Consider the following 26,554-nt stretch of genomic DNA (forward strand, 5'->3'; position numbering starts at 1 on the left):
CGGAAGACACTAACGTCGCTGCGGTGACCCCGACCGTGCTGCGCCGTACCGCCCGGGCCCTGCTCGTGTTGCTCGCCCTGCTCGCCTTCGCGACCTTCGCGCTGCCCTGGCTGACCCGGGCCAACGGTGACGTCCTCATCGGCTTCGACATCGGCTACCTGGCCTACGGCCTGGGCCGGCAGCCGTATCCGGTGACGCAGCTGTTCACCGAGGTGGCGCCGCTGCCGGCGCTGCTCGCTCTGCTGCTCGTGCCGGGGGTGGCGGTGCAGTCCCGGCGGGGCCGAGGGGTCGCGGTCGCGCTCGGGCTGCTCGCCGCCGGGCTGGCCGGGTTCGCGGCGACCGGCCTGTTCAACAGCATCGAGGACTACTGGGAGCCGGCGCGCAGCACCCGGTACCAGCTCTTCGCCGTCGCGGTGGCCGTGGTCGCGGCGCTGGTGCTGGCCGCCGTGGTGACCCTCGCCGTCGGGCGCCGCCGGGCGTACGCGAGGGCGGTGGCGTTGCTGCTGGTCGGCGCGGCCGCGTTCCACCTCGCCGGCGTCCTGGTCATCTCGTCGGTGCGGTCGATCGGCGTGGAGCTGAGCCCGCTGGCCTGGATGCCGGCGGCGGCGTACCTGCTGGCGGCCGCCTGCGCGTTCCTCGCCGCCAGCCAGGACACCGTGCCCGTGGCCTCCGCTCGGATGTCGGGGGCCCCGCTTACGCTCGGGCGGTGACGGAGCTGCGCATTACGCCGTGGGGCGAGGACGACCTGGAGTTGCTGCGGCGGCTCAACCAGCCGGCGGTCCGGGCGCACACCGGCGGTCCGGAGACCGACGAGCAGGTGATCGCCCGGCACGGCCGCTACACCCGCGGCATCGAGGACGGTCAGATGTTCGCGATCGTGCTGCCCGACGGGGTGCGGGCCGGCAGCGTCGGCTACTGGCCCCGGGTCTGGCGCGACGAGCCGGTCTACGAGATGGGCTGGGCGGTGCTGCCCGAGTTCCAGGGCCGGGGCATCGCCACCGCCGCCGTCCGCGCCGCCGTCGAGGCGGCCCGCGCCCGGGGCGACCGGCGGTGGGCGCACGCCTACCCGTCGGTGGACAACCCGCCGTCCAACGCGGTCTGCCGCAAGGCCGGTTTCGAGCTGCTCGGCCCGGTCGACTTCGAATACCCGCCGGGGCGGTTGATGCGCTCCAACGACTGGCGGCTCGACCTGTTCGTCCGCTGAGGACGGCGACGAACTGGTGTTTTCGTAGTCCGGCAACCTCACCGTAAGAGATCGCTCAGCTTCCGTGACCAGGTTGGTCACTCGCGGCCGAAACAGTCAGGGCGTTCCCCCCGCCCGACCGCGAGTTTAATGAGGATCTGCCGTGTCCGGACCACACCATGCCCTCCGGTACGCCTGGCGTGGCTCCTGCCTGCTGGTGCTGGTGGTGGTCGCCGGGCTGGTGCCGGCGCCCGCCTCGGCTCATCCCTTCGGCGCTCCACAGCAGATCGAGGTGGCGGGTCAGGGTGACCGCGGGGTACGGGTCCGCTGGCTCGCCGGCGGCACCGACGACCTGACCCTGCTCGGCATCGCCCTCGGGGTGCTGCCGGAGGACCGGGTCATGCTGGACGGCGCGGTGAGCTACCGGGCCTCCGACGCCGAGGCGGTGGCCGGCGCGCCCGAGTTCGCCCGCTACCTGACCGAGCGGATAGCCGTGGTCCAGGACGGGCGGCCCTGCCCGGGGCGGGCCCGGGTCGGTGCCGACCTGGCCGGCGACGGCGCCGAGGTGGCGTACACCTGCCCGGCGCCGGTGGGCACGGTGACCGTGACCTCGCGGATGCTCACCGACCTGCACACGGCCTATCGCACCCTGGCCAGCGGCCCCGACGGGCAGAAGACGGTGTACGACGCCGCGCACGAGTCGGCGGACTGGACGTTCGGTCCCGGCGGCGGGTCGGTTCGGTCCGCGACTCGGGAGAGCGCGTGGCAGCTCGCCGTCGCCGGGGGTGCCGTGCTGGTCGCCGTCGTGGCCGGGGTGCTGTGGCGGCGCCGTCGGGGACGGAGGGGCTGACCCGTGAACAGTCTCCTCGGTGCCGCCGACCTCGGCGATCGGTTGGTCGGTGCGGTGCAGTCGCCGGGCTTCGTGCCGGTGGCGCTGGTGACCGCCGTCGTGGCCGGGGCCGCGCACGGGCTCGCCCCCGGCCACGGCAAGAGCCTCGCGGCGGCGTACCTGATCGGTTCCCGCGGCCGGGTGCGCGACGCCGCCTGGCTGGGCTTCTCGGTGGCCGCGATGCACACGGTCTCGGTGCTGGCCGTCGCGTTGGCCTGGACCTTCTTCTCCCTCTCCGACCTGGTCAGCCTCGAACGGCTGACCACCGGGCTTCAACTGGCGGCCGGCCTGACCGTCGTCGCCGTCGGGCTCTGGCTGCTGCGCCGCCACCTGACCGGCCACCGCCACGACCACGGGCACGACCACGGCCACCCGCACAGCCACGGCCACAGCCGCAGCCACAGCCACAGCCACAGCCACAGCCACAGCCACAGCCACGACCATGATGGCGGCTCCCGGCCCGGGCTGTTCCTGCTCGGTGTCTCCGGCGGCCTGACCCCCTCGCCGGCGGCCTTCCTCGTGCTGGTCACCGGCATCTTCGCCGGCCGGGCCGGGTTCGCCCTCGCCCTGGTGGTCTGCTTCGGCCTCGGGCTGGCCGCGGTGCTCTTCACCGTCGGGGTCATGGCGCTCACCGGCCGCTCCCTGGTGGCGCGGGTCGCCGGGTCGCGTGCCCTGCTGCGCGCGGCCACCCGGGTCGCTCCGGTGCTCGCCGCGGCCGGAATCACAGTCATCGGCGTGGGCATCTCCGCCGCCGCCGTGGCCGGCCTGCCCGGCACCTGACCGCAGACCCTCCTCCTGACAGCAACCCCCAACGAAGGAGATGTCGTGACGACACCACTTCATGCCCTCGCCCGGAGGTGGCGCCGTCTCGGCGCGGCCACCCTCGGGCTCGCCCTGGCCGGCGGCGCGCTCGTGCTGCCCGCCCAGGCCGCCCCGACGTCGACCGGCGCGGCGCTCACCGCCGCCGGCACCAGACAGGCGGTCGCGGTCCCGGCGGCCGACGTGCTCGACGTCGCCTTCGGCGGCGGCGCCAGCACCGACCGGGCCCAGGGACTGCCGGCGACCACCTGGGGCGCCCCCGCTTACGCCACCGACGCGGCGTTCGGGCACGACATCCTCCGGGTGGACGGCGTCGACGACGCGGTCTCGTTCGACTTCGCCGACCAGTGGGGGCGGTTCTCGGCCGGCTTCGCCATCGAGTGTGTCTTCCGGGTCGACACCACGATGCCGGTCAGCGGTGAGAAGGACCTCTGCTCCGACAAGGAGGCCGGCGGTTTCTCGGTCTACGTCAACGGCGGCAACCTGGGCACGATGGCCCACATCGGCGGCGGCTACAAGTCGGTGCTGACCCCGATCAGCGGCAACCGCTGGTACCACGCCGTCTCGGTCTGGGACGGCCAGACCCTGAGCCTGTACCTCAACGGCCAACTGGCCGGCTGGACCGCCGCCACCGGCGCGCTCACCCCGCCGGCCGCCACGTCGCGTCGCTTCGTGGTCGGCGCCGACGCCGCCCCGACCGGCATCGGGCAGGTCGCCCCGCCCGCCTCGTTCGCCGCGAGCAAGGTGTGGAGCGCGGCGCTGACCGGCGCGCAGGTGGCCGAGCTGGCCTCGGCGTACGACACCCGGCCGCCGGTCCCGGTGGCCGACGTGCTGGACGTCGACTTCGCCGACGGCACCCCGAAGGACGACGCGCAGAACCTCGCCGTCACCGTCCACGGCGCACCGGTGATCGCCGCGGACACCGCAGTGAAGGCGCCGGTGGCCACCTTCGACGGCGCCGACGACGCCTACTCGTACGCCTTCGGCGACCAGTGGAGCAAGATCAGCAGCCGGGTGTCCATCGAGTGCACCCTGAAGTCCAACGGCACCCTGCCCAACAGCGGTGAGCACTCGGTCTGCTCGGAGAAGGAGAGCGGCGGCTACTCGATCGTCATCTACGGCGACAAGCTGACCTTCACCGCGTACGTCGGCGGCGGTTACAAGCAGGCGCAGGCGCCTATCGTCTCCGGCCGCTGGTACCACGCCGTCGGCACCTGGGACGGGCAGTACGTCCGGCTCTACGTCGACGGCGCCCTCGCGGCGCAGACCCCGGCCGCCGGCACCCTCGGGCTGCCCAGCGGCGCCGCCCGCAACGCCTTCTATCTCGGCGCCGACGCGGTCAACCAGTTCTGGGCGCCGGCCTCGCTGCGCAACGCCCGGGTCTACTCGAAGGTGCTGACCCTCGACGAGGTCAAGGCGCTGGAGATCGCCGCCTTCGGCGACGTCCGGGACGCCGGCGTCGCCGTCACCGCCACCGTCCCGGCGCAGGGCGCCCACCTCAGCCGGCCCACCGAGTTCCAGGCCACCATCGCCAACCAGGGCAACGCCACCGGCTGGCGGTACCTGCTCGACGGCCAGCCGATCCAGCTCGGGCAGGAGATCGGCGCCGGCCTGCGGTCCGGCGGCCACACCCTGCAGATCTCGGCGACCGACGTCTTCGGCAAGCCGATCAGCCGGACGGTGACCTTCACCTCCGACGCCATCCCGACCGGCGGCGGCACCGACGTGGGCCAGGGCAGCGGCAGGGTGACCCTGTCCGCGATCGCCCAGAACCCGGACGGCGGCCCGGTCACCACCACCTTCAAGCAGGCCACCGCGAGCGTTCCCGCCGGCGGCGTGCAGGGTGTCGTTCCGGTGATGCCGGCCGCGCTGGACTTCTCGTACACCGAGGGCGGCCAGATCGGCACCGCGCCGCGACCGGATGGCAGGACCGTCGACAGCCCCTCCACCGGCGAGATCCCCTTCCAGCGGTACGACGTGCGGGTGCCGGCGTCGGCCGAACGTCGCCAGCTGCTGTGGAACGGCGTGGTCGACCCGGAGCGGGCGGTCGCGCTGCACGCCTGGAACACCACCACCGGGACGTGGACCGAGCTGGCCACCGCGCGCGGCCAGGCCGAGGGGGAGACCACGCTGAAGGCCACCGTCCGGCCGGAACTGGTCGACGACGGGGTGGTCCACGTCCTGGTCACCGGCCAGGACCCGTTCGCCGACGACCTGGCGCCGCGCGACGCCACCGCCGGTGACCCGGCCAACCGGGACCACTTCGAGGACCCGTCGGACTACGACTTCTCGCTGGCCCACTTCACCGACACCCAGTACCTCGCCGAGGGCGCGGTCGGCGGCACGTACGACGACTTCGACGGCGTCGACGAGCCCAGCGACAAGATGACCATGGAGGAGCGGGCGCTCTGGGCGAAGTCCTACCGGGACACCACCCAGTGGCTGGCCGACAACGCCGGCAAGCGCAAGATCGCCTACACCGCGCACACCGGCGACATCATCGAGAACGACTACAGCAACCCGCTGGCCACCGACTCCAGCGGCAAGCTGCTCTACCCCGGTCTCGACGAGCAGGTGACCAAGGAGTTCCAGTTCACCGCCGAGGCGCAGCGCACCATGGACAAGGCCGGGCTGGTCAACCAGGTCGTCGCCGGCAACCACGACAACCAGGGCGGCAACGAGACCGGCCCGACGTCGCGGTTCAACAGGTACTACGGCCCGGAGCGCTACTACGAGGGCGCCAAGCTGTGGCCGGCCGAGGCCAAGGCGTCGTACCACGCCTGGGACGAGACCACCGACGACTCGGGCGCCGTGGTCACCCGCGGCCGGGACAACCAGAACAACTACGTCCTCTTCTCCGCCGGTGGCCTGGACTTCGTCGCGGTGGGCCTGTCCTACGGCGTCACCCAGGCCGAGGCCGACTGGGCCAGCTCGATCTTCCGGCGCTACCGCGACCGCAACGGCATCCTGCTGACCCACGCCTACCTCGCCCCGTCGGGCACCCCCGACGGCCGGGGCGCGAGCTTCTCCACCGACGGCTCGCGGGCCTTCTCCACCATCGTGTCCGCCAACCCCAACGTCTTCCTGGTCCTCGCCGGCCACGAGCACGGCGTCGGCACCAACCTCAAGACGGGCGTCGGGGTCACCGTCGAGCACAACGTGGTCGAGCTGCTCGCCGACTACCAGTTCTACAAGATGACGGCCGGTGAGCTGTGGCCGGAGAAGGTCGACGCCAACGGCAACCTGGATCTCGACGGCGACGGCACCGTCGACCACCGCAAGGGCGACCTGCTGCAGTTCGGCGCCAGCTTCCTGCGGCTGCTGCAGATCGACGTCGACCGGGCCCGGATGAGCGTCGACACCTACTCGCCGATGCTCAACAACTTCGGTGCCACCGAGTACGACGACCGCAACCGCTACAACGGCGCCGAGGACAACATGGTGCTGCCCATCGACCTGTCGTCCCGCAAGACCAGCTTCGGCACCGACGGTCTGGTGCTGGTCACGCCCACCGACACCGTCATCGGTACGGCCACCGCCCGGTCCGGCTGGCCGGCCACGGTGCAGTGGAGCGGGCTGAGCGAGGGGGAGCTGTACGCCTGGACCACCACCAGCCGGACCGGCGACGGCGAGCAGGTCGGCTCGGCCGACCAGTTCGGCGGCGTCTTCGTGGCCACCGCGGCCGGCACCGACGTCACCCCGCCGGTGCTCACCGTCCCCGCCTCGACCACCGTCGAGCAGGGCAGGGCCTTCGACCCGCTGGCCGGAGTCACCGCGGTCGACAACACCGACGGCGACATCACCGACCGGATCCAGGTGATCGGCGCCGTCGACACCACCACCCCGGGCAGCTACGCCCTGACTTACCTGGTCGCCGACACCAACGGCAACCAGGCGGTCGCCAACCGGGCCGTCACCGTCACCCGGAAGCCGGCGGTGGAACTCACCCCGACCTCGGTACGCGCGAACGACGTGACGGCCACCTGGGGCAAGACCCTGAAGCTGACCGCGGCCGTCACGCCGACCAAGGCGACCGGCCCGGTGCAGTTCCTGCTCGGTGAGGACGTGCTCTGCGAGGCCCCGGTCAAGAAGGGCACCGCCTCCTGCACCGTCAAGATGCTGCCCAACCCCGGCACCCACCAGGTGCGGGCGGTCTACGGCGGCGACAAGACCCACGCGGCGTCGTACGACGACTTCACGCTGACGGTGGTCGAGCGCAAGCGCTGACGGACACCCGGGCGGGGCCGGTCCTACGGGGTCGGCCCCGCCCGCCGGGCGACCCGGCTCAGCCGTCGACGCGAGCTGGCCGGCGCAGCCGGCGGACCAGCAGGACCCCGATGATCGCCACCGGGAGCGCGCCGAGCAGCCAGCCCGGCACCAGCCCGACCGGATAGAGCGGGCTCTCCTCCCCGTCGTACGTGTCGGTGAAGGCCTTGTCGCCCCACGCGTACGCGGCGATGGCCCCGGTGCCGGCGTCGTGGCCCTTGGTCCCCCAGTCGCCGCCGCCGGTGTAGAGGGTGCCGTCGACCGTCTCGCCGTCGGCCTGCCAGGTCGCGTCGCAGGTCGTGTAGTTGGTGTCCTGCCGCATGTTCGAGTAGTTCCAGCAGTCCTGCTCGCCCTCGACCTGGACCTGAGTGCCGTAGTGGCGGGCGAAGGCGTAGCTCTCCCGCTGCGCGAAGCCCAGCACCGCCAGGGCGGTCAGCACCAGCGACGCGGACACGGCCAGGGTGGCGACCGCCTTGCCCCAGTTCGGCGACCGGTCGGCGGCTTCGCCGGCGGTGGCCGGCCGCCGAGCGCTGCCCAGGGCCAGCACCGTGGGGATCACCGCCACCAGGACGGCGGCCACCACCAGCGCCACCAGCCGGGTGGACCGGTTGAGATACAGCACGACGGTCGCGATGCCACCGACGAGGCTGAGCACGCCGACCACGTTCTCGAAGCGGTTCTTCGGCGTGGGCGCCGGGCCGGGCGTGGGCGTGCCGTGCTGGCTGGTCATCGTGAACCCTCCCCTGGATCGTGCCACCGCCCCGGGCGGACGGCCGTCCCCCGAGGACGGCCCGGATCGTACGCGGGCGACCGGCCCGGCGCTGCCCGCCGTCGAGCGACGGGGCTGATACGACGGCCGTCGATCGATAGGGTGGGCCGCTGATCGACCCGCGCCGGCGGGTCGGGAGGGAGAACACCCATGAGGCGCACCGGACGCATCGCGCTGGTGGTGGCGGTCGCGGCGGCCACGCTGGTCGGCCCGGCCGGCCCCGCGCGGGCCGCGGACCCGCCACCGACGAAGCTCTCCGCCTCGGGCTATCCACTGCAGACCCCCCGCGACTACGGCAACGCGGACCTGCTCGGCGGGGCCATCGGCGCCGCCAAGAAGCGGGGCGTCGACTGGGTCCTGGCCAATGCCAACCGGTCGCTGGAGCCGCTGTCCTGCCAGACCGGCAGCGGCAAGGCGATGTACCACCTGGCCGCCGGGGGCACCGGCGAGTACGGCTTCTGCTGGGACGAGACGGGCAGCTCCACCGACGACCCGAGCACCACGGTCTGGTACCCGCAGGGCATCACCACCACCGCCGACGCGTACGACAACCGCACCTACGACGGCGTGCAGGCCGTGGCCACCACCTGGTACAGCAGCGACGCCGGGCACGTGCGGGTGTCGCTCGCCCCGGCGGCCGGCTACTCCAGCGGCGCGAAGTACCGGCACCTGCTGCTGGTGAACCCCGGCTCCGGTGGCACCTTCAGCGCGGTCAGCGACTGCCACGCCGGCGGCGCGATGTGGTACGGCACCATGCTCTACGTCGCCTGCACCGACCACATCAAGCTGTTCAGCTGGGATCACCTGTGGAGCGCCGACACCACGTCGTACTGCGCCGACCGGGTCGGCCGCTACTCCGACAACGGCACCACCCGCTTCTGCGCCAGCGGATACGCGTACCTGATGGCGCAGGTCGGGCAGATCACCCCGACCAGCGGCAACGTGCGGTTCTCGTCGCTGGCGCTGGACCGGGCCGCGTCGCCGGACAAGCTGGTGGTCTCCCAGTACTCCACCAGCAACGGCGGCAAGATCTGGCGGTACGACCTGGACTACACCACCCGGCTGCCCAAGGTGACCGCCCCGTCGACCACCACCCAGGCGTACGACGTGTGGTCGATGCCGTGGGCCCGGGTCCAGGGCGCGGTGACCCGGGGTGACAACTTCTGGTTCCACAGCAGTGGCGGCTCGGACTTCTACGGCAAGCTGCGGTACTGGAACGCCACCGCCGGCAACCCGGTCAAGACGTACAACGGCGCGCACGGCGCCGAGGCGATCTCGTACTGGGGTTGGGGCGACGGCGCCGGCGGGCAGCCGGACATGCTCTACACGCTGAGCGAGCACCCCGGCTACCGGGCGGTGATCGCCATCCGGCAGGGCGACTTCAACTGAGTACGGTCCGTCCCGGCCGGCGTCCCGGGCGGCCGCCGGCGCGTTCGAGTGACCGGTCGGGGTGGACCACCGCGTTGACGGATCGGCGTTGTCGGACCGGTCCGCTACCGTCGGTAGGTCATGGAGCCGTGGCCGGTCGAGACGCTCATCGGGCGGGAGCACCCCGCGGGCCTGCTGCGCGCCGAGGTGGATCGGCTGACCACCAGCCACGGCGGCCTGGTCCTGGTCGCCGGCGAGCCGGGCATCGGCAAGACCACCCTGGTCACCGCCGTGGCGGCGGAGGCCCGGCGGCGGGGCGCGCTGGTGCTCGGCGCCGCCTGTTGGGATTCGGACAGCGCACCCGGCTACTGGCCGTGGGTGCAGGTGCTGCGACGGTTGCGCCGCTCCGCCGACGACTGGGCGCCGGCCCGGGAGGCCGCCGAGCCCGCCCTGGCCGTGCTGCTCGGCGAGAGCACCGGTGACGGTGACCGCGCCGGCCCGCGCCGCGACGCCGACGGCGACCCCGGCGACGGCGACCGGGAGGAGTTCCGCCTGCACGACGCGGTGACCAGCGCGCTGGTCGCGGTCGCCCAGCGGCGGCCCGTGGTGGTGGTGCTCGACGACCTGCACTGGGCAGACCGCGCCTCGCTGCGGCTGCTGCGCTTCGCCGCCCAGCACACCTGGTTCGAGCGGCTGCTGCTGGTCGGCACCTACCGCGACGCCGAGCTGGAGGCCGGCGAGCACCGGCTCGCTCCGCTGCTGACCTCGCTGACCGCCAAGGCGACCACGATCACCCTCACCGGGCTGGGCCGCGACGAGGTGGCGGCGCTGATCGCCCGCACCGCGGGCCGCACGCCCGACGCCGGTCTGGTCGACGAGGTGCACCGGCGCACGGGCGGCAACCCGTTCTTCGTCGAGCAGACCGCCCGGCTGTGGCGGGCCGACGGCCTGGTCACCACCATCGCCCCGGGAGTGCGGGAGGCGGTGCGGCGGCGGCTCGCCCAACTGCCCGCCCCGGTGGTCGAGGCACTCACCGTCGCCGCGGTGCTCGGCCCCGCCTGCCACCGCCAGCTCCTCGCCGCCTGCGTGCCCGGCCCGGCCGCGCAGATCGACCGGCTGCTGGACCGCGCGGTCGCCGCCCGGCTGGTGGTCGCCCGTGGCGGCGGCCGGTTCGCCTTCGCCCACGACCTGGTCCGGGAGACCCTCTACGACGGGCTGCCGGACGACGAGCGGCGGGCCCGGCACGCCGCCGTGGTCCGCGCCGTCGACGGGTCGGCGTCGCTCGCCGAGTGGCTGATCCCGGCGGAGCTGGCCCGCCACGCCTGGCTCGCCGGGGCCGACCTCGACCCGTCCCGGGCCGTCGAGCTGCTGGTCGCCGCCGGCCGCGACGCCGGTGGCCGGCTGGCCGGGGAGGAGTCGATCCGGCATTTCCGCCGCGCGCTGGAGCTGGACCCGGTGCCGGTGGAACGGGTGAAGATCATGATGGAGCTGGCGGAGATGCTCCGGCACACCGGCGAGTCCGCGCAGGACGAGTCCGACCGGCTCTTCGCCGACGCCGCGGCGCTCGCGCTCACCCTCGACGATCCGGTGCTGCTGGCCCGCGTCGCGGTCGCCACCCACCGGCGGCAGCGCCTCGCCCACCATCCGGTCGACGCGCGACCGCTGCTGCACGAGGCGTACCGGCGGTTGATCGGGGAGCCCGGCGCCGACGTGCCGGTCAGCGCACTGCTGGCCGACCTGATCACCGCCACCGAGACGCTGGCCCGCCGCGGCCAGGACGACGAGGCGCTCACCTTCAGCCTCTGGGCCCGGCACGACACGACCTGGGGCCCGGGCACGGCCGCCGAGCGGGCCGCGCTCACCGCCGAAATCCGCGAGGTGGCCCGCCGCACCGGTGACCGGGACACCGAGTTGTGGGCAACCTCGCTGCGCTGGGTGGCGCTGCTGGAGCTCGGCGACCCGGGCTACCACCACGAGCTCACCGCGTTCGTCACCGGCTGCCGGGCCGGTGACGTCGCCCTGCGGCGGGTGGCGGCGGCCGTCGACTCCGGGATCACCGCCGGCTTCCGGGGCGACTTCGCGGCGGCGGACGCCGACCTCGCCGAGGTGGACTCCTTCGGCGAATGGGAGCACACCGACCACGCCTACCTGGGCCCGCACCTGCGCTGGGCGCGACTGCTGTTGCAGGGGCGGTTCGACCAGGCGGCCCGGCTGCTGGACGGGCCGGACGTCGCCGCCCACCCGCACGCGGAGCTGCTGCGGGCGATCACCGCCGCCGAGCGCGGCGACGCGGACGAGGCGGTCCGGTTGACCGCCGGCATCGAGGCGGCGGGGACCATCTACTCCCGGGCCCAGTCGCCGCTGTGGCTGCGGCTGCGGGCGCAGGCCGCCGCGTTGAGCCGGGATCCGCGCCGCTGCGACGAGGCGCACGCCGCCCTCGCGCCGTACCGCGGCCAGTGGCTGGTGGCGCTCTTCGGCTGCGACCTCAGCGGCCCGGTCGACCACTGGCTGGCCGTCCTGGACGCGGCGCGGGGCCGCTGGGACGACGCCGTCGCCGGGTTCACCGCCGCCCGCGACGCCGCCGACCGGATGGCCGCCCGGCCCTGGTCGCTGGTCAGCCGCGCCGGCCTGGTGGCGGCGCTGTCCGCCCGGGGCCGGGCGGGTGACGCGAGCGCGGCGGCCGAGCAGCGGGCCGCCGCCGTGGCCGAGGCGCGGGCGCTGGGCATGACCCAGGTCCTGCACCGGCTGGGGGCGACCGGGCCGCCCGACGAGGCGGGTTCGGCGGTGCCGTTGGCCGATCCCGCCGTGGCCGGGGGCATGGCGGGCTCGGGCGCGCCCGCCGGGGACGCGGTGGGCGCGGGCGTGCCCGCCGGTGCCGCGGGGACCGGGAACGCGGTGGGTGCGGGCGTGCCGGCCGGTGCCACCTCGGCCGGTGCCGCCTCGTCCGGTGCCACTGCGGCCGGGGTCGCCGCGTCTGGTGCCGTGCCGGGCGAGGCCGGCGCCGGGGGCACCGTGGCCGCAGCGATCGCTGCCGCGGCCGGGTCCGTCGGGGCGGAAGCGGCCGGCGCAGGTGCCGCTGCGGCCGAGGCCGCCATGACCCAGCCGGCCGGTGTCGCCGTGGCCGGTGCCGAGTTCCGGCGCGACGGCGCGGTGTGGCGGCTCGCGTACGCCGGGACGGTGGTGCACCTGCCCGACGCCAAGGGCCTGCACGACCTGCGCCTGCTGCTCGGCCGGCCGGGCGTCGACGTGCCGGCGGTGGAGTTGCTCGACCCGGCCGCCGGCCCGGAACTGGTGGCCGCCCGGCGGTACGGCGGCGATCCGGTCCTCGACGACGAGGCGAAGGCCCGCTACCAGCGGCACCTGCGCCGGCTCGACGAGGAGATCGACCGGGCCGCCGCCCGCGACGACCGGGCGAAGCTGGCCGCGCTCGACGCGGAACGGGAGGCGCTGCTCGACCAGTTGCGCGCCGCGGCGGGGCTGGCCGGGCGCACCCGGCGCCTCGACGACCAGGCCGAGCGGGCCCGCAAGGCGGTCACCGCGCGGATCCGGGACACGCTGCGCCGCATCGACGAGCGGCACCCGGTGCTCGCCGCCCACCTGCGAGAAACGGTGTCCACCGGCAGCGCCTGCCGCTATCTCCCGCCGGAACCGCCACCCTGGCGGCTGTGACCCGCCCGCCGCCACCCGCTGCCTGCCGCCCGCCACCCGCTGCCTGCCGCCACCCGCTGCCTGCCTGCCGCCTGCCCGCCGGGACGGGGCGGGGCGGCCGGTCCGGACGGCGTAGCGGGGGCGCCGGACGGGCGAGGCGCGTCCGGGCGCGAAGGTTGAGGGGATTTCCGCTGGTCAGAGCGGTGCTGGTCCGGCTGCCCGGTTCCGGCCGTGCGACCCGGTCGCCACGCGCCGTTCGGGCGGCGGCTCGCGGCGCATGTCCGCAGGTCAGCGCCATTAGGTGGGGTCACCGGCACCGCCGCGAAAGCTACCTTCACCGCAGGTGAACCCGAGCCGCTCTCGGGGCGCGTCGGTGGGGGGAGAGAGCGGGCCTTGCTTCGTGTCTTCCTGATCGCATCCGTCGTCTTCGCCGGCGTCGTGCTGTCGGCGGCCGTCGTCTCGTTCTGCTATGGATTCCTCCGCCCCGAGCGGGCGGCGCGCGGCGCGCACCGACGGCCGACCCACCCCCGCTACGGGCCGGTCCGCGCCGACGAGGTGGCGATCCTGATCGCCTGCCGCAACGGCGCCGCGACCATCGCCACTGCCGTCACCGCCGCCCGGGCGACCGGAGCGCCGGTGTACGTCGTCTCCGACGGCTCCACCGACGACACCGCGCGGGTCGCCGCCGAGGCGGGCGCCCGGGTCCTCGCCCTCGGCACGAACGTCTGCAAGCCCGCCGCCCTGCAGATCGGCTTCGTCTTCTTCGCGCTCAACGTGACCCGGCGCGCGGTGGCCATCATCGACGACGACGTGTCGGTCGCGCCCGACTTCGTCACCGCCGCGCTGGCCCGGCTGGACGACGACGTCGCCATCGTCGTCGGCCACAACGTCACCTGGTGGCCGCCGGAACACCGGTGGAACCCGTGGCTGGCGAAGCGGGCGTACAGCTACTGGAACTATCAGGTGATCACGCGGCGGATCCAGAGCCACTTCAACGTGATGAACTGCATCTCGGGCAGCAACTCCCTCTACCGGGTGGAACTGCTGGACGAGGTGCTGCCGCAGCAGCCGCCGTACATCGTCGACGACACCTTCTGGGTCCTGGAGACCCACCGCCGCCGGCTCGGCCGGATCGTCTACGCCCCCCGGGCGGTGGCGTACCTCCAGGATCCGACCAGCATGGGGGACTGGTACCGGCAGAACCTGGGCTGGATGTGGGGCACCTTCCAGGGCATCATCGGCCACCGGGTCGGCCGGGTGCACAGCCGGTTCGACTACGCGTACCTGCTGCTGATGGCGCACTGGGCCCTCTATGTCGCCGGTGGCCCGCTGACCCTGTGGGTGCTCGCCGCCGCCGGTGCCGGGGTGGGCCCGGGCCTGCTGCTGATGCTCGGCGGTCAGGGGATCTGGGTGGTGCTGGCCGCCTGGCGGCTGTCCCGCCCCCGGCTGGTGCTCTTCCTGCCGTTCATCGTCGTGGCGGACCTGCTCTATCGGGTGGTCCTGGTGCACGCGTTGGTGAAGGCGCTGCGCCGGCCCACCGTCGACCGCTGCGTGTGGGCCTCGCCGGCCCGCATCGGCGCCACTGACCCGGCCAGCGCGTGAGGAGGTGAGTATGTCCGCGAATCAAGAGCTGCCCCTGACGGGCGCGTCGACCGCTGCTGTGGGGGTGATCGGTGCGATCGCCCTCAGCATCGGCGCCCTGTTGGTGACGGCGGCCCAGTGGGGCGCCAGGACCCGCCGCCGGTTCCGGTGACACCCTCGCCGGCCTGCTGGGGCGCGGGCCGGCGAGGTGGGGGCCGCGGACCCGTCGCCGGGTCCGCGGCCCCGCCGGTCAGCGCCGGTTGTAGCGGTACATGGTCAGCGTGCCGAACACCAGCACGAACCCGGCGCTCCACAGCAGCAGCCACATGACGTTCGTCGCGTCGAACGTGCCGGCGGTCGCCCCGCGCACCGCCGACACCAGGTGGGTGATCGGGTTGACCTTGACGAACGCCTGCAACCAGCCGGGCATGGTGGCCGGCTCGACGAACACGTTGCTCAGGAAGGTCAGCGGGAACAGCACCATCATGCTGACCCCCATCACCGACTTCTCGCTGCGCAGCACCAGGCCGAAGAAGGTCCAGACCCAGGAGAAGGCGAACGAGAAGACCACCAGCAGGCCGATCCCGCCGAGCACCCCGAGCACGCCGCCGCTGGGGCGGAACCCGAGCACCAGGCCGACGCCGAGGATGACCAGCGCGGCGAGGATGTAGCGCAGCAGGTCGCCGAAGATCATGCCGACCAGCGCGGCCGGCCGCCAGACGGGCAGCGTCCGGATCCGGTCGAAGACGCCCTTCTCGATGTCGTTGTTCAGCCCGACCCCGGTGTACATGGTGATCATGACGACGCTGGTCACCATGATGCCGGGCAGGAAGAACTGCAGGTAGTCCCGGGGACTGTCGGCGAGCGCGCCGCCGAACAGGTACGTGAACATCAGCACCATGATGATCGGGAAGGCGGTCACGTCGAACAGCTGCTCCGGCACGTGCTTGATCTTCAGCAGGGCTCGCCAGCCGAAGCTGAGCGACGCCGACAGCGGCCCCGGTCGCGCCGGCCGGCTGCCCGGCGCGAGGACCGTGGCAAGTGCCTCCGCGGAGGGCACGTACACGGACGGGGCCCGCCCGGTGGTGGTGGTCGCGGTGTCGCTCATCGGGCCGCCTCCAGCTCGTCGTCCCGCTCGTCGGCCGCGCCGGCGGGGTGGTCGGTCAGGGCCAGGAACACCTCGTCCAGACTGGGCTGGCCGAGGGAGAAGTCGTCGACGACGATGCCGGCGCGGGCCAGCTCGCCCAGTGCCCGGGCGGCCTGCTCGCTCGCCTCCAGGTCGGTGCCGTCCTCGCCGACCCGGGCGGTCATCGCCACCGGGTCCGGCTCCAGCTGCACCGGCACGCCCAGCGCCGCCCGCAGCACCTTCTCCGCGTCCGGCCGCCGGCCGGCGTCGCGCAGTCGCAGGTGGATGGTGCCGGAGCCGACCGACGACTTCAGCTCACCCGGCGTGCCCTCGGCGATCACCCGCCCGTGGTCGACCACCGCGATCCGGCCGGCGAGCTGATCGGCCTCGTCCAGGTATTGCGTGGTCAGCAGGACCGTGGTGCCGTGCGCCACCACCGCCCGGATGATCTCCCACACCTGGTTGCGGCTGCGCGGGTCCAGCCCGGTCGTCGGCTCGTCGAGGAAGAGCAGGTCCGGAGTGTTGAGGATGCTCGCCGCGATGTCGATGCGCCGCCGCATGCCGCCGGAGTATTTCTTCACCTGGCGGCCCGCCGCCTCGGTCAGCCCGAACGCGGCCAGCAGCGCCTCCGCCCGCTCCCGGGCCGCCGGTTTGCGCAGCCCCAGCAGCCGGCCGAGCAGCACCAGATTCTCCGAGCCGGTCAGGTCCTCGTCCAGAGAGGCGTACTGGCCGGTCAGGCTGACCCGGGCGCGGACCTGGTCCGCCTCGGCCACCACGTCGTGCCCGAAGACCCGCGCCTGGCCGCCGTCGGGGCGCAACAGGGTGGCCAGCACCCGGACCGCGGTGGTCTTGCCGGCCCCGTTCGGGCCGAGCACACCGTAGACGGTGCCGGCGGGGACCCGCAGGTCCAGGCCGTCGAGCGCGCGGGTCGCGCCGAACGACCGGACCAGGCCGTCGGTCTCGACGGCCAGACCGGTGTTCCGGTTGCTCATGATCACTACCTCTCTTCAGCGATGCCTCAGCAGACGTACGGGCGCGCCGCGCGGCCCTCGCGCAGCGCCAGACCCCACCAGCAGAGCTCGTCCAGCAACACCCGGGCGTCCTGCCGCAGTTGCTCCTGCGCCTGCGCGCCGGGCGGGTCGGCGAGCAGGTCCACGCCGACGGTGTCGCGCACCGTGACCGCGTGCAGCGCGGTGAAGACCGTGCGGAGCTGGTCGACCGCGTACCGGCCGACCGAACGACAGCCGTACGACACGAAGCCGACCGGCTTGGCCTGCCACTCGTCGTACGCGTAGTCGATCGCCTGTTTCAACGAGGCGGGGAAGCTGTGGTTGTACTCCGGGGTGACCAGGACGAACGCCTCCGCCCGGCCGACCTGCCCGACGAAGGACCGGATGGCCGGCGTCGGTTCGGCGGGATAGCGGACGGGGAAGTCGTATCCGGCCAGGTCGACGACGCTGACCGCCAGGTCGTCCCGCCGGCGCGCCTGGTCGACGAACCAGCGGACCACCCGGTCGCCCAGCCGCCCTTCCCGGGTGCTGCCGACGATCACAGCGAGCCGCAACGGCGACATGCTCCCTCCCCGCGTGTCGTGGGATCTCACCCGGAAGGCGCGAGACGCCCGCCAGATCACATCTGGCGGGCGCGGAAGTCGCCGACGAGCACGGCGCGGCGGACCGTCGAAGGGCACAGCGCGGCGGCCCGTCGAAGAGAGCAGAGCGCGGCGGACCGTTGAAGAGAGCACGGCGCGGCGGCCCGCCCCGGGCCGCCGCGCCGTGCTCGCCGGGTCAGCGTTCCTGGGGGCGGCGCCGGATGACCGGGGCGAGGCGGACCAGCGCCAGGCCGGCGATGAGCAGGGTGGCCCCGGCGATCACCGACCAGCCGATGCTGACCCCGGTCAGGGGGAGGGTGGCGGTGCAGCCGGCGGCGGCCGCAGTGCATCCACGGGTGTACATACAGTTCCTCTCAGGAGTTGATCCATACGCGGTCTGTTCCGCGTACGGTCTGGGCCAGCGCCCGCCAGTAGGCGAAGGAGCGGACCTGCTCGTAGCACCATTCGGGAAGCAGTGCGGCGGCGGTGAGCAGCGCCCACCAGCCCTGCCGGCGGACGGTCAGCACCCGCTCGGCGACGAAGATGCCGGTGATCGGCAGCCAGCGCGGATCCCATGGCAGGTAGCCGAGCAGGTACCAGCCGGCCACCAGCGAGACCAGGTAGAGCGGCACAAGGAGAGAACTGCTGTAGATGCCCAGTTGGCGCAGCCAGTTGCCGGCGTTCCACCAGCGGAAGCCGTACAGCCGCAGCGAGTCGAGCATGCCGCGCTGCCAGCGCACCCGCTGGGTGATCAGCGCCTGCACGGTGGGCATCGAGTCGGTGATCGCGTCGAAGCCGGGCGCCACCCGGGGCCGGTAGCCCAGCGAGCGCACCGCGAACGTCATCTCGATGTCCTCGGTCGCCGGGTCCCGGTGGTAGAACTCGCCCGGGTAGCCGGGCAGCCGTCCGCTCGCCCGGCCGGCGAGGATCTGCCGGACCACCGGGACGCGGAACACGGTGGCGACGCCGGAGAGCACCACCGCCTTGCCGTCCTTGCGCCACACCCAGCGGGAGAACCGGGCGTACTCGTTGCGCTGGAGGATGTCCAGCAGCCGCCGCCCGTCGTCCAGCCGGTAGTCGGCGCAGACCGCGCCGACCCCGCGCCGGGTCAGCGCCCGGACGGCGGCGGCCACCGCGCCCGGGGCGAGGATGCTGTCCGCGTCGGTGACCAGCAGCAGGTCCCGGTCGTGCAGGTGCGGCAGGAGCAGGCCGATGGACCAGTTCAGCGCGCCCGCCTTCTTGTGCGGGTTGGGACCGGGCATGTCCCACACCTCGGCGCCGGCCGCCCGGGCGATGGCCGCGGTGTCGTCGGAGCAGTTGTTGGGCACCACGATGAGCCGGTCCACCGGCCGGGTCTGGGCCAGCAGCGCGCGCACCGTCGCGGCGATGGTGGCCGCCTCGTTGTAGGCGGGCACCACCACCACAATCCGGGTGTGCCGGTACGTGCTCATGTGATCCTGCCGCCCCCACGCCGCTGGTCAACCAGGAGTGGAACACGCTCTGACCTGCAGCGCCATGGGACGTGAGAGGGATTACGGGGGCACCGGTGGTGCCATCGGAGGGATCATGAGGGCCGGTGGCGCCCGGCGAAACGGACGGCCCCGCTGACCGGGTGACCAATCGGGCGCGGCCGATCGGGCAAACCCGCCTTCGACGGCCTCACCAGGGCAGCACCCCGTGGTCGCCACCGTTATCCATTCGGTATCCCCAGAGCAGGCCGCTCGGCCCATCCGCCGGCAGCGTCGCCAGGTGCACGCTCACCTCCGCCCCCTGCTCCGCCGTGCGGAAACCGGAGTGGTGGTTGAAGTCGGTGGCGCAGTAGCCCGGGTTGGCGGCGTTCACCTTGATCGGGGTGTCCCGCAGCTCCTTGGCGTACATCGCGGTGACCATGTTCAGCGCGGTCTTCGACGCGGGGTACGGCACCGACGTCAGCGCGAACAGGGCGCCCTGCGGGTCGGTCATCACCCCGATCGAGCCGACCTCGCTGGAGACGTTGACGATCCGCCCCGCCGGGGCCCGCCGCAGCAGCGGCAGCAGCGCGTTGGTCACCGTCACCACCCCGAACACGTTGGTGTCGAAGACCTCCCGCAGCGTGGCGAGGGTGGTCTCGCTGGGCAGCGCGGTGCCGTCGGCCCGGACGATGCCGGCGTTGTTGACCAGGACGTCGAGCCGGCCGTACTCCCGCTCCACCAGCTTCGCCGCCGCCGCGACCGACTCCGCGTCGGTGACGTCCAGCGGCACGAACCGGGCGTCCGCGCCGCCGGCGCGCAGCGTCCGTTCCGCCTCCCGGCCCCGCGCCTCGTCCCGCGCGCCGAGCAGCACCGTGGCGCCGCGCGCGGCGAGCTGCTGGGCGGTGGCGTACCCGATTCCCTTGTTGGCCCCGGTGACCAGGGCGAGTGTCGTCGTCATGGGGTCGAGGCTGCCGGCGGGACCGGCCGGCCGGGAGAGACCCGGCGAGCCTGGTACCGGTGGTACCACCCGGGACCGCCCGGGTTGCGGCAGGCTGGTCGGCATGACGACGCTGCGCCGGGCGGAGCTGGCCGACTTCCTGCGGGCCCGCCGCGCCCGGCTGCGGCCCGCCGAGGTCGGCCCCCGAGGGGGTACGCCGGCGCACCCCCGGCCTGCGCCGGCAGGAGGTCGCGCAACTCGCCGGCATCTCCGTCGACTACTACATCCGGCTGGAGCAGGGGCGCGGGCCGCACCCGTCCCGGCAGGTGCTCGCCGCGCTCGCCCGGGCGCTGCTGCTCAACCGGGACGAGCGGGCGTACCTGTTCCGGGTCGCCGGGGTGGCGCCACCCGAGCCGGCCGGTCCGAGCCGGACGGTGCCCCCGGGGCTGCGGCACCTGCTGGACGCGATGACCGGCACGCCCGCGTACCTGGTCGACGCCGCGTACGAGGTGCTGGCCTGGAACCGGCTGGCGGGCTGGTTCGTCGGCGACCTGTCGACGGTGCCCGCCGGCGAACGCAACATGGTCCGCTGGATGTTCGCCCGGGGAGTGCCGGCGGCATACTGGCGCGATCCGGAGGTGCTGGCCTTCGCCCGGACGACGGTGGCGGACCTGCGCGCGGCGTACGGTCGCCACCCGGCCGACCCGCCGCTGGCCGCGCTGGTCACCGAGCTGCTCGGGGTGTCGCCGCGGTTCGCCGCGCTCTGGGCCGAGCACGGGGTGGGGGAGCGCCGCCCGACCGTCAAGCGGGTCGCCCACCCCGAGCTGGGTCCGCTGGAGTTCGAGTGCCGGGTGCTGCACGTGCCGGAGACCGACCAGCGGCTGATCGTCTACGTCCCCGAGCCGGGCTCGCCGACCCAGGCGGCCTTCCACCGGGCCGGCGAGCGGCTCACCGCCGGTCAGTAGCCGACGAACAGGCTGCCGGTGGCGGTCCGGCCCTGCCAGGTGGCGGTGACGGTGCCGGTGCTGGACGGCGGGAGGGTGCTCGGCCCGGTGATCGGAAAGACCGCCCCCGGGCTGCCCGGCGGCACGTCGACGGTCGCCGGCACGGACACCCCGGGCAGGTCGACGGAGAGCGACACCCGGGTCCCGTCCGGGTTGGGCGTGTCGCCGATGCCGACCACCCCGGTGGTCGTGCCGCCCACGGGGACGTACGCGCCGCCGACGGCGAAGGTCGTCGGCACCGCCGCGACCGGGCTGCTGTCCCCGGTGCTGCCCAGGTACGCGCCGGGTCTGCCCTCGCCGGGGACGTTGTCGCCACGGACCGGCACCGTGAAGCTGACCGTGGTCGCCCCCTCGGGCACGACGACCAGCGCCGGCACGAACACGCGTACCCCGGTGTAGGCGGTGTTGGACCAGAGGTCGACGTTGATGCCACCGGCCCGGGCCGGGGCGGTCAGCTCCACCGTCCCGGTCACGTCCGATCCGTTGAACACCACCCGCCGGTCGAAGCGCAGGTCCTTGACCCCCTGCACCGCCGGATCCTCGGGCACGACGGTGACCGTGCCGGCCGGGACGAGGCCCTGCCCGGTCGCCTGGGCGTGCAGCGTGCGGTGCAGCGTGGTGTTGATGCCGGCGGCGAGCCGGATCGGGAAGGTGATGCTGGTCCGCCCCTCGGGCACGTGCACGCTGCTGCCCACGAACGCCCCGTAGACCACGTCGGCGCTCAGGTACACCCACAGCCCGCCGGCCGGGGCCGGACCGGTGAGGGTGATCGTCTGGGTGGCCAGTTGACCCGCGACGATGGTCGACGGGGTGATCGTGCCGCCGAGGACCACCGGGGCCGGGCTGGGACTGGCGGTCGGTGTCGGGGCGGGACTCTGGGTCGGGCTCGGTGGCGGGACGGCGGTGGGGGACGGGGTGGGTTTTCCGGGCTTGCCGGGCTTGCCGCCGGGAGCGGCGCCGGCCGTGACGGGGACGGCGGTGAGCAGCGCCACCGCCAGCGCGGCGGCGCCGAGTGGGCGGAGCAGGGTGGACACTCGCATGTGGTACTCCGTTCCGGTCGGAAGGGGAGACTCCCCGAGCCAACCGGCCCCGCCGGCCGCCCACCAGCCGGGCGGCGGGTCCGTAGCAGTCTCGTAAGAAGTGGCCGGACCTGCGGCGGACGCGGGGAAGGGGGCCCGATCGGGCCCCCTTCCCGGCTGCGTCGCGCCCGCCGGCCGCGTCAGCTCGGTACGTAGTCGAAGGTGTCCGGGTTCGGGCCGCGGCGACCCGCCTCGCCCTTGTCCAGGGCGGTGATCCGGTCCATCGCCGCGTCGTCCAGTTCGAAGTCGAAGATCGCGAAGTTCTCCTCGATCCGCTTCGGGGTGACCGACTTGGGGAAGACGATGTCGCCGCGCTGCACGTGCCAGCGCAGCGTCACCTGGGCCGGCGTCCGGCCCACCTGCTCGGCGATGTCGACGACGGTCGGGTCGCCGAGCACGTCGCCCTGCGCGATCGGTGACCACGCCTCGGTGAGGATGTTGTGCGCCTTCCCGTACGCGCGCACCTCCTCGTTGCCGAGGTACGGGTGCACCTCGATCTGGTTGACCGCCGGCACGACCTCCGCCTCGGCGGCCAGCCGCTCCAGGTGCGCCACCTGGAAGTTCGACACGCCGATCGACCGGGCCCGACCGTCGCGCTGGAACTCCTCCAGCGCCTTCCAGGTCGAGACGAAGTCGCCGTCGTAGAGGGTGGGCGGCGGCCAGTGGATCAGGAACAGGTCGAGGTAGTCGAACTTCAACGCCGCGAGGGTCTGCTCGAACGCCTTGCGGGCGTCGTCCGGCCGGTGGAAGCCGTTGTTCAGCTTGCTGGTCACGAAGACGTCGTCCCGGTCCAGCCCGGACTCGCGGATCGCCTGCCCGACCTCGGCCTCGTTGCCGTACATCTCGGCGGTGTCGATGTGCCGGTAGCCGACGTCCAGCGCGGTGCGGACGGCCTGAACGGTGTCCTTCGGCTCGATCTGGAATACGCCGAAGCCCAGCTGCGGGATGGTGTTGCCGTCGTTGAGGGAAATGTTCGGGATCGTGTGCGCCATTCGGCTTGTTCTCCCATCGTGTCGGGGCGGTCCGGCGCGGGAACGTTCCCACCTTCTCCCGGCCGGATCAGGCCACCGCAGCGAGTTACCCGCTGCGGTGGCCGTGTCACCCGGATCGGTGACGTGATCTGCGCCAACCCGGGCGGCCGGGCCGCTCGCACCGGGAGTTCCGGTCCGGCCGGGGGGCCGCTCGACGCCTAGGCTGGACGGCATGAACCGCTACGTCGCGCTGCTGCGCGGGATCAACGTGGGCGCCGGCCCCCGGGTGGGGATGGCAGACCTGCGCCGGGTGGTCACCGACCTCGGCCACGAGGACGTGCGGACCCACCTCCAGTCCGGCAACGTGGTCTTCGGCAGCCGGGCAGGCGACGCCGGCGCGCTGGCCAAGGGCCTGGAGAGGGCGATCGCCGAAGAGTTCGGACTGACCGTGCCGGTGCTGATCCGCGACGCCGGCGAGCTGGCCGCTGTCGTGGACGGCAACCCGTATCCCGGGCAGGACGACCCCACCCGGCTGTTGGTGGCGTTCCTCGCCGCCGCGCCGGCGAAGGCGAAGGCGGCGGCGCTGACCGTGCCCGGCAACGAGAACGTCGAGTTCATCATCGCCGGGCGGGAGGTCTACCAGCACTTCCCCGACGGCGGCTACGGCCGGTCGAAGTTCACAAACGTCCACCTGGAGAAGCGGCTCGGAGTGGTGGCCACCACCCGCAACTGGAAGACCGTCCGAGCTCTGAGCGAGCTGGCCACTGGCTGAGCCGGGACCGGCCGGCGCCGGCTCCCGTTCCGTCAGAAGTGGTACGCGGTGTGGTACTCGGGCAACAGCACCCGGCTGCGCGGCGAGACCCGCCGCACCTCGGTGATCAGCGCGTCGAGGCGGGTACGGTCGTTCGGCTCCACCCGCGGCGGGTTCGTCAGCGGCGTCTCGAAGTTGTCCCAGTGCACGGGCACCACCACCTTCGGGAAGTCCAGCGCCGCCATCAGCCGGGGCACGTAGTCGGCGGTGGCGGTGGTGGCCGCGGTGGCGATCATCGCCACGTCCGGGGCCAGCCCGGCGAGGTTGCGCTCGTTGAGGTCGCTCGCCCCCATGAAGAACACCGACGGGCCGTCCACCACCCGCAGCTGGAAGGCCAGGGTGTCCCCCTCGGGCAGGTCGGAGATCTTCGTCGGCTTCGGCGGCGGGGTGATCCGTACGCCGGGGAAGGCCATCGACCAGGAGCCGTTGCGGCTGTGCAGCGAGCTGACCACCTCGACCGTGTAGTCGCCGAAGTCGAGCATCTCCCCGCCCCGGACCGGCGCGAGTTTCCCGGCGGGCAGCCCGTAGGCCAGCCCCAGGTGGTACGCGGTCAGCGTGCCGAAGACCCGGGCGCCGGTGCGCCGGGCGAGGTACGGAACGTCGTTGAAGTGATCCCAGTGGGTGTGCGTGACGAAGATGTTCTCCGCCCGGTCCACCAGCGGGTCGATCACGCCGGCGTCCACGGTCAACGGGGTGTCCTCGTCGAACGCCCTGCGGAACAGCCCGGTGTCGAAGCGGCTCAGGTACGGGTCGACAAGGACGGTGCGGTCGCCGATGTCGATCCGCCAGCCGGACGTACCCCACCAGCGGAAGCTGACCGCTCCCCGGCGGCGTGACCGGGCGGCGGCGGGCGCCGCGACGGTGGGCGCCGCGGCCTGGGCCGGGGTGGTGAGCGCGGCGCCGGCCAGCCCGGCGGTGGTCAGCGCGGCGGTGCCGGCGGCGGCGTCGCGCAGCAGTCGGCGGCGGTGGATGCGAGGTGCGGGCATGCGGATGCCTTTCGGTGCGGTGTGGAGCGTGGTCGGCACCGACCTCACCATCGCACCCGCCGTCGCGTCCAAGATCGACCGGCGGTGGCGGCGATATCCGGACCGATATCACCGCAGGTCGGAGGCAGCGCGCGGGAACGCCATGAGCTGAAAACTCATCCGTCGCGCAGCACCTCCACGGCGACCCGGGCGGCCCGGCCCAGCGCCAGGTCGACGTCGATTCGCCGGACGCTCAGCCCCACGGTCCGGGCGTGCACCAGGATCGCGTACCGGCGGCCGTCGGGGTATTCGGCGACGCCGGCCTCCAGGTGCAGGCCGGGCAGGTTGCCGGTCTTGCCGGCGACCCGGACACCGGGCGGAAAGCCGGCGGCGAGCCGGGTCCAGAAAAGTTGGCGGTCCATCAGCTCGCGCACCATGGCGCAGGCAGCCGCCGGCCCTGCCTCGTCCCGCCAGATCAGCCCGAGCAGGTGGGTGATCTCCCGGGCGGTGCTGGACGTGGTGTGCGCCGGGTCGAAGACCCGCATGGACCGGACCCGTTCGGCGGACAGGGTGGGGAAGATCCGGGCGAACTCCTCCTCGTCGCGGGCACCCACGTCGGCGAGCATCACCTCGACCAGTTGCCGGGGGCCGCCGACGATCCGGGTGCGTGGCAGGCCCAGCTCGGCGGCGAGCATCGCGGGCACGTCCGGCCCGACCCGACGCAACAGCAGGTCGGCGGCGGTGTTGTCGCTGACCGACATGGTGAAGTACGCGAGGTCACGCAGAGAGATCTCGACGTCGTCGGCGCAACCGGCGACTCCCCAGCCGCCGAGCCGGTCCTCGGCGCGCACCAGCACCCGTTCGGCCGGGTCGAGCTGTCCGGCGACAGCCTGCCGGGCGAACTCCAGCACCAGCAGAATCTTGAACACGGACGCGATGACGATCTGCTCGTCCGCCCGGAGGGCGACCTCCCGCCCCGCCTCGTCGACGTCCGCCACGTGCAGCGCCCCGCTGATGCCCGCCCGGCCGTAGATCTCCTCGATCCGCTCTCCGATCCCCATGCACCTCACGCTAACCACCGCCCCCGTAGGGTCGGGGCGTGGATCTGCTGCGGCACCTGGGGCATTTCGTGGTGGTGGCCCGGGAGCTGCACTTCGGGCGGGCGGCCGAGCGGCTGGGGATGGCGCAGCCTCCGTTGAGCCAGTCCATCCAGCGGCTGGAGCGGGAGTTGGGGGTCGAGCTGTTCGACCGGTCCCGGCGGCAGGTGCGGCTGACCACCACCGGGCAGCTCCTGCTCGGCGAGGCCGACGAGCTGCTCGGCGCCGAGCGGCGGCTGCGCAACCTGATCCGACAGGTCCGCGACGGGCAGTTGGGGGTGCTGCGGGCCGGCGTACCGCCGGAAACCCCGGCGGTGATGCTGCGGGCGCTGCTGGACGGGATCACCGCGCGGGCCCCGGGCCTCGATGTCGACCTGCACGAGCTGACCAGCGCCGAACAGGTACGGATGCTCGGCGAGGGGCGGCTCGACGTGGGGCTGCTGCACCACCCGGTGGACGACGCGGGGCTGCGCCTCGGGCCGGCCGTGGACGTGCCGCTGGGCGTGCTGCTGCCTCGGGCGTCGCCGCTGGCCCGCGACCGCGCGGTCAGCCTCGCCGCGCTGGCAGGACTGGACCTGGTCACCGCGCCGCGGGCCACCGCGCCCGGCTGGCACGATCACCTGCTGCGGGTGTGCGGGGAGCAGGGATTCACGCCGGGACGAGTCCGGCCGGCGAGCAACCCCGAGTTCCTGTTCGGGCTGCTGCTGGCCGGGGGCGCGGTGGCCGTCGAGCCGGCTGCCCTCGCCCGGCGGGAGCCCCGGTTGGCCTGGCGGCCACTGGCCGGCGTACGGCTGGCGAAACGCACCTCGGCGGCCTGGCCGGACCGGTCGGCGCACCCGGCGGCGCCGATGTTCGGGCAGCTGGCGGCGGAGGTACTGGCGGTCACCGAGCCACCCGGGCCGGCAGCGCTCGCGTCCGCCGCCCGACCGTGGCCGGTGCTCTTCGAGGCCGGGCAGGACGAGCGGCCGGCCGCCGTCACGTGACCACGCGGCCCGGCGC

Annotated in this window: 23 protein-coding genes and 1 pseudogene; 13 read left to right on the forward strand and 11 right to left on the reverse strand. The window is 73.7% G+C overall.

Annotation, left to right across the window (positions count from 1 at the left end):
- Window positions 1–23 precede the first annotated feature (23 nt).
- From K7640_RS10930 to K7640_RS10950, 5 genes are all read left to right on the forward strand, one after another.
- On the forward strand, window positions 24–710 hold the full coding sequence (locus tag K7640_RS10930) for a hypothetical protein (protein ID WP_222954639.1): 687 nt from the start codon (window positions 24–26) through the stop codon (window positions 708–710).
- Window positions 707–1,204, forward strand: a complete 498-nt coding sequence (locus K7640_RS10935) for a GNAT family N-acetyltransferase (protein ID WP_222954640.1) — start codon at window positions 707–709, stop codon at window positions 1,202–1,204. The genes K7640_RS10930 and K7640_RS10935 overlap by 4 nt, the downstream gene beginning before the upstream one ends.
- 142 nt (window positions 1,205–1,346) lie before the next feature.
- The gene (locus K7640_RS10940) at window positions 1,347–2,033 is read left to right on the forward strand and encodes a hypothetical protein (protein WP_222954641.1); all 687 of its coding nucleotides are present in this window, start codon (window positions 1,347–1,349) and stop codon (window positions 2,031–2,033) included.
- Window positions 2,034–2,036: 3 nt separating this feature from the next.
- Complete coding sequence (locus tag K7640_RS10945; RefSeq protein WP_222954642.1) at window positions 2,037–2,852, forward strand: cobalt transporter; 816 nt, start codon at window positions 2,037–2,039, stop codon at window positions 2,850–2,852.
- Window positions 2,853–2,897: 45 nt separating this feature from the next.
- On the forward strand, window positions 2,898–7,118 hold the full coding sequence (locus K7640_RS10950; RefSeq protein ID WP_222954643.1) for a LamG-like jellyroll fold domain-containing protein: 4,221 nt from the start codon (window positions 2,898–2,900) through the stop codon (window positions 7,116–7,118).
- A 58-nt stretch (window positions 7,119–7,176) separates the two neighbouring features.
- Here K7640_RS10950 and K7640_RS10955 read toward each other — a convergent pair whose 3' ends face one another.
- Entirely contained in the window at window positions 7,177–7,887 is a 711-nt protein-coding gene (locus K7640_RS10955) for a hypothetical protein (protein WP_222954644.1), read from the reverse strand.
- 189 nt (window positions 7,888–8,076) lie between these two features.
- Here K7640_RS10955 and K7640_RS10960 point away from each other — a divergent pair, with 189 nt between their 5' ends.
- The 4 genes from K7640_RS10960 to K7640_RS10975 all read left to right on the forward strand — a co-directional run bounded on the left by K7640_RS10960 (window position 8,077) and on the right by K7640_RS10975 (window position 14,695).
- A complete protein-coding gene (locus tag K7640_RS10960; protein ID WP_222954645.1) occupies window positions 8,077–9,315 on the forward strand; it encodes a hypothetical protein in 1,239 nt (412 codons plus the stop codon).
- A gap of 120 nt (window positions 9,316–9,435) precedes the next feature.
- Window positions 9,436–12,963, forward strand: a complete 3,528-nt coding sequence (locus tag K7640_RS10965; protein ID WP_222954646.1) for an AAA family ATPase — start codon at window positions 9,436–9,438, stop codon at window positions 12,961–12,963.
- A gap of 372 nt (window positions 12,964–13,335) precedes the next feature.
- Complete coding sequence (locus tag K7640_RS10970; protein WP_255608609.1) at window positions 13,336–14,544, forward strand: glycosyltransferase family 2 protein; 1,209 nt, start codon at window positions 13,336–13,338, stop codon at window positions 14,542–14,544.
- Between the two features lie 10 nt (window positions 14,545–14,554).
- Window positions 14,555–14,695 (forward strand): LPXTG cell wall anchor domain-containing protein, encoded by a 141-nt coding sequence (locus K7640_RS10975; protein WP_222954647.1) that lies wholly within the window; start codon window positions 14,555–14,557, stop codon window positions 14,693–14,695.
- 78 nt (window positions 14,696–14,773) lie between these two features.
- Here the strand turns inward: K7640_RS10975 and K7640_RS10980 are convergent, their stop codons facing one another.
- From K7640_RS10980 to K7640_RS11005, 6 genes are all read right to left on the reverse strand, one after another.
- The gene (locus K7640_RS10980) at window positions 14,774–15,631 is read right to left on the reverse strand and encodes an ABC transporter permease (RefSeq protein ID WP_222954648.1); all 858 of its coding nucleotides are present in this window, start codon (window positions 15,629–15,631) and stop codon (window positions 14,774–14,776) included.
- The gene (locus K7640_RS10985) at window positions 15,628–16,641 is read right to left on the reverse strand and encodes an ATP-binding cassette domain-containing protein (protein WP_222954649.1); all 1,014 of its coding nucleotides are present in this window, start codon (window positions 16,639–16,641) and stop codon (window positions 15,628–15,630) included. The genes K7640_RS10980 and K7640_RS10985 overlap by 4 nt, the downstream gene beginning before the upstream one ends.
- A 26-nt stretch (window positions 16,642–16,667) precedes the next feature.
- On the reverse strand, window positions 16,668–17,222 hold the full coding sequence (locus tag K7640_RS10990) for an NADPH-dependent FMN reductase (RefSeq protein WP_222954650.1): 555 nt from the start codon (window positions 17,220–17,222) through the stop codon (window positions 16,668–16,670).
- Between the two features lie 214 nt (window positions 17,223–17,436).
- Window positions 17,437–17,604, reverse strand: coding sequence for a hypothetical protein (locus K7640_RS10995; protein ID WP_222954651.1), 168 nt, complete (start codon window positions 17,602–17,604; stop codon window positions 17,437–17,439).
- 10 nt (window positions 17,605–17,614) lie between these two features.
- Entirely contained in the window at window positions 17,615–18,691 is a 1,077-nt protein-coding gene (locus K7640_RS11000) for a glycosyltransferase (RefSeq protein WP_222954652.1), read from the reverse strand.
- A 208-nt stretch (window positions 18,692–18,899) separates the two neighbouring features.
- Window positions 18,900–19,649, reverse strand: a complete 750-nt coding sequence (locus K7640_RS11005; RefSeq protein ID WP_222954653.1) for an SDR family oxidoreductase — start codon at window positions 19,647–19,649, stop codon at window positions 18,900–18,902.
- A gap of 245 nt (window positions 19,650–19,894) precedes the next feature.
- Here K7640_RS11005 and K7640_RS30775 point away from each other — a divergent pair.
- Window positions 19,895–19,951, forward strand: a pseudogene (locus tag K7640_RS30775) (hypothetical protein); the annotation flags it as partial.
- A gap of 3 nt (window positions 19,952–19,954) precedes the next feature.
- Window positions 19,955–20,593: a transcriptional regulator gene (locus tag K7640_RS11010; protein ID WP_308042512.1), complete on the forward strand. Its 639-nt coding sequence runs from the start codon at window positions 19,955–19,957 to the stop codon at window positions 20,591–20,593.
- Here K7640_RS11010 and K7640_RS11015 read toward each other — a convergent pair.
- Both K7640_RS11015 and K7640_RS11020 read right to left on the reverse strand, forming a co-directional pair.
- On the reverse strand, window positions 20,587–21,672 hold the full coding sequence (locus K7640_RS11015; protein WP_222954654.1) for a hypothetical protein: 1,086 nt from the start codon (window positions 21,670–21,672) through the stop codon (window positions 20,587–20,589). The genes K7640_RS11010 and K7640_RS11015 overlap by 7 nt on opposite strands.
- A gap of 179 nt (window positions 21,673–21,851) precedes the next feature.
- Window positions 21,852–22,703, reverse strand: coding sequence for an aldo/keto reductase (locus K7640_RS11020; RefSeq protein ID WP_222954655.1), 852 nt, complete (start codon window positions 22,701–22,703; stop codon window positions 21,852–21,854).
- A 211-nt stretch (window positions 22,704–22,914) separates the two neighbouring features.
- Here K7640_RS11020 and K7640_RS11025 point away from each other — a divergent pair, with 211 nt between their 5' ends.
- Window positions 22,915–23,454, forward strand: a complete 540-nt coding sequence (locus K7640_RS11025) for a DUF1697 domain-containing protein (protein WP_222954656.1) — start codon at window positions 22,915–22,917, stop codon at window positions 23,452–23,454.
- 32 nt (window positions 23,455–23,486) lie between these two features.
- Here K7640_RS11025 and K7640_RS11030 read toward each other — a convergent pair whose 3' ends face one another.
- Together K7640_RS11030 and K7640_RS11035 are read right to left on the reverse strand one after the other, a co-directional pair.
- Window positions 23,487–24,479 carry an MBL fold metallo-hydrolase gene (locus K7640_RS11030; protein ID WP_222954657.1) on the reverse strand — a complete coding sequence of 331 codons (993 nt, stop codon included), beginning with the start codon at window positions 24,477–24,479 and terminating at the stop codon, window positions 23,487–23,489.
- Between the two features lie 155 nt (window positions 24,480–24,634).
- A complete protein-coding gene (locus K7640_RS11035; RefSeq protein ID WP_222954658.1) occupies window positions 24,635–25,519 on the reverse strand; it encodes a serine hydrolase in 885 nt (294 codons plus the stop codon).
- A gap of 38 nt (window positions 25,520–25,557) precedes the next feature.
- Between K7640_RS11035 and K7640_RS11040 the strand changes: the two genes are divergently transcribed.
- Complete coding sequence (locus K7640_RS11040; RefSeq protein WP_222954659.1) at window positions 25,558–26,538, forward strand: LysR family transcriptional regulator; 981 nt, start codon at window positions 25,558–25,560, stop codon at window positions 26,536–26,538.
- Window positions 26,539–26,554 lie beyond the last annotated feature (16 nt).

Origin of the sequence: Micromonospora sp. PLK6-60 (assembly GCF_019890675.1) — a bacterium.
In the GTDB taxonomy this organism is placed as follows: Bacteria; Actinomycetota; Actinomycetes; order Mycobacteriales; family Micromonosporaceae; genus Micromonospora.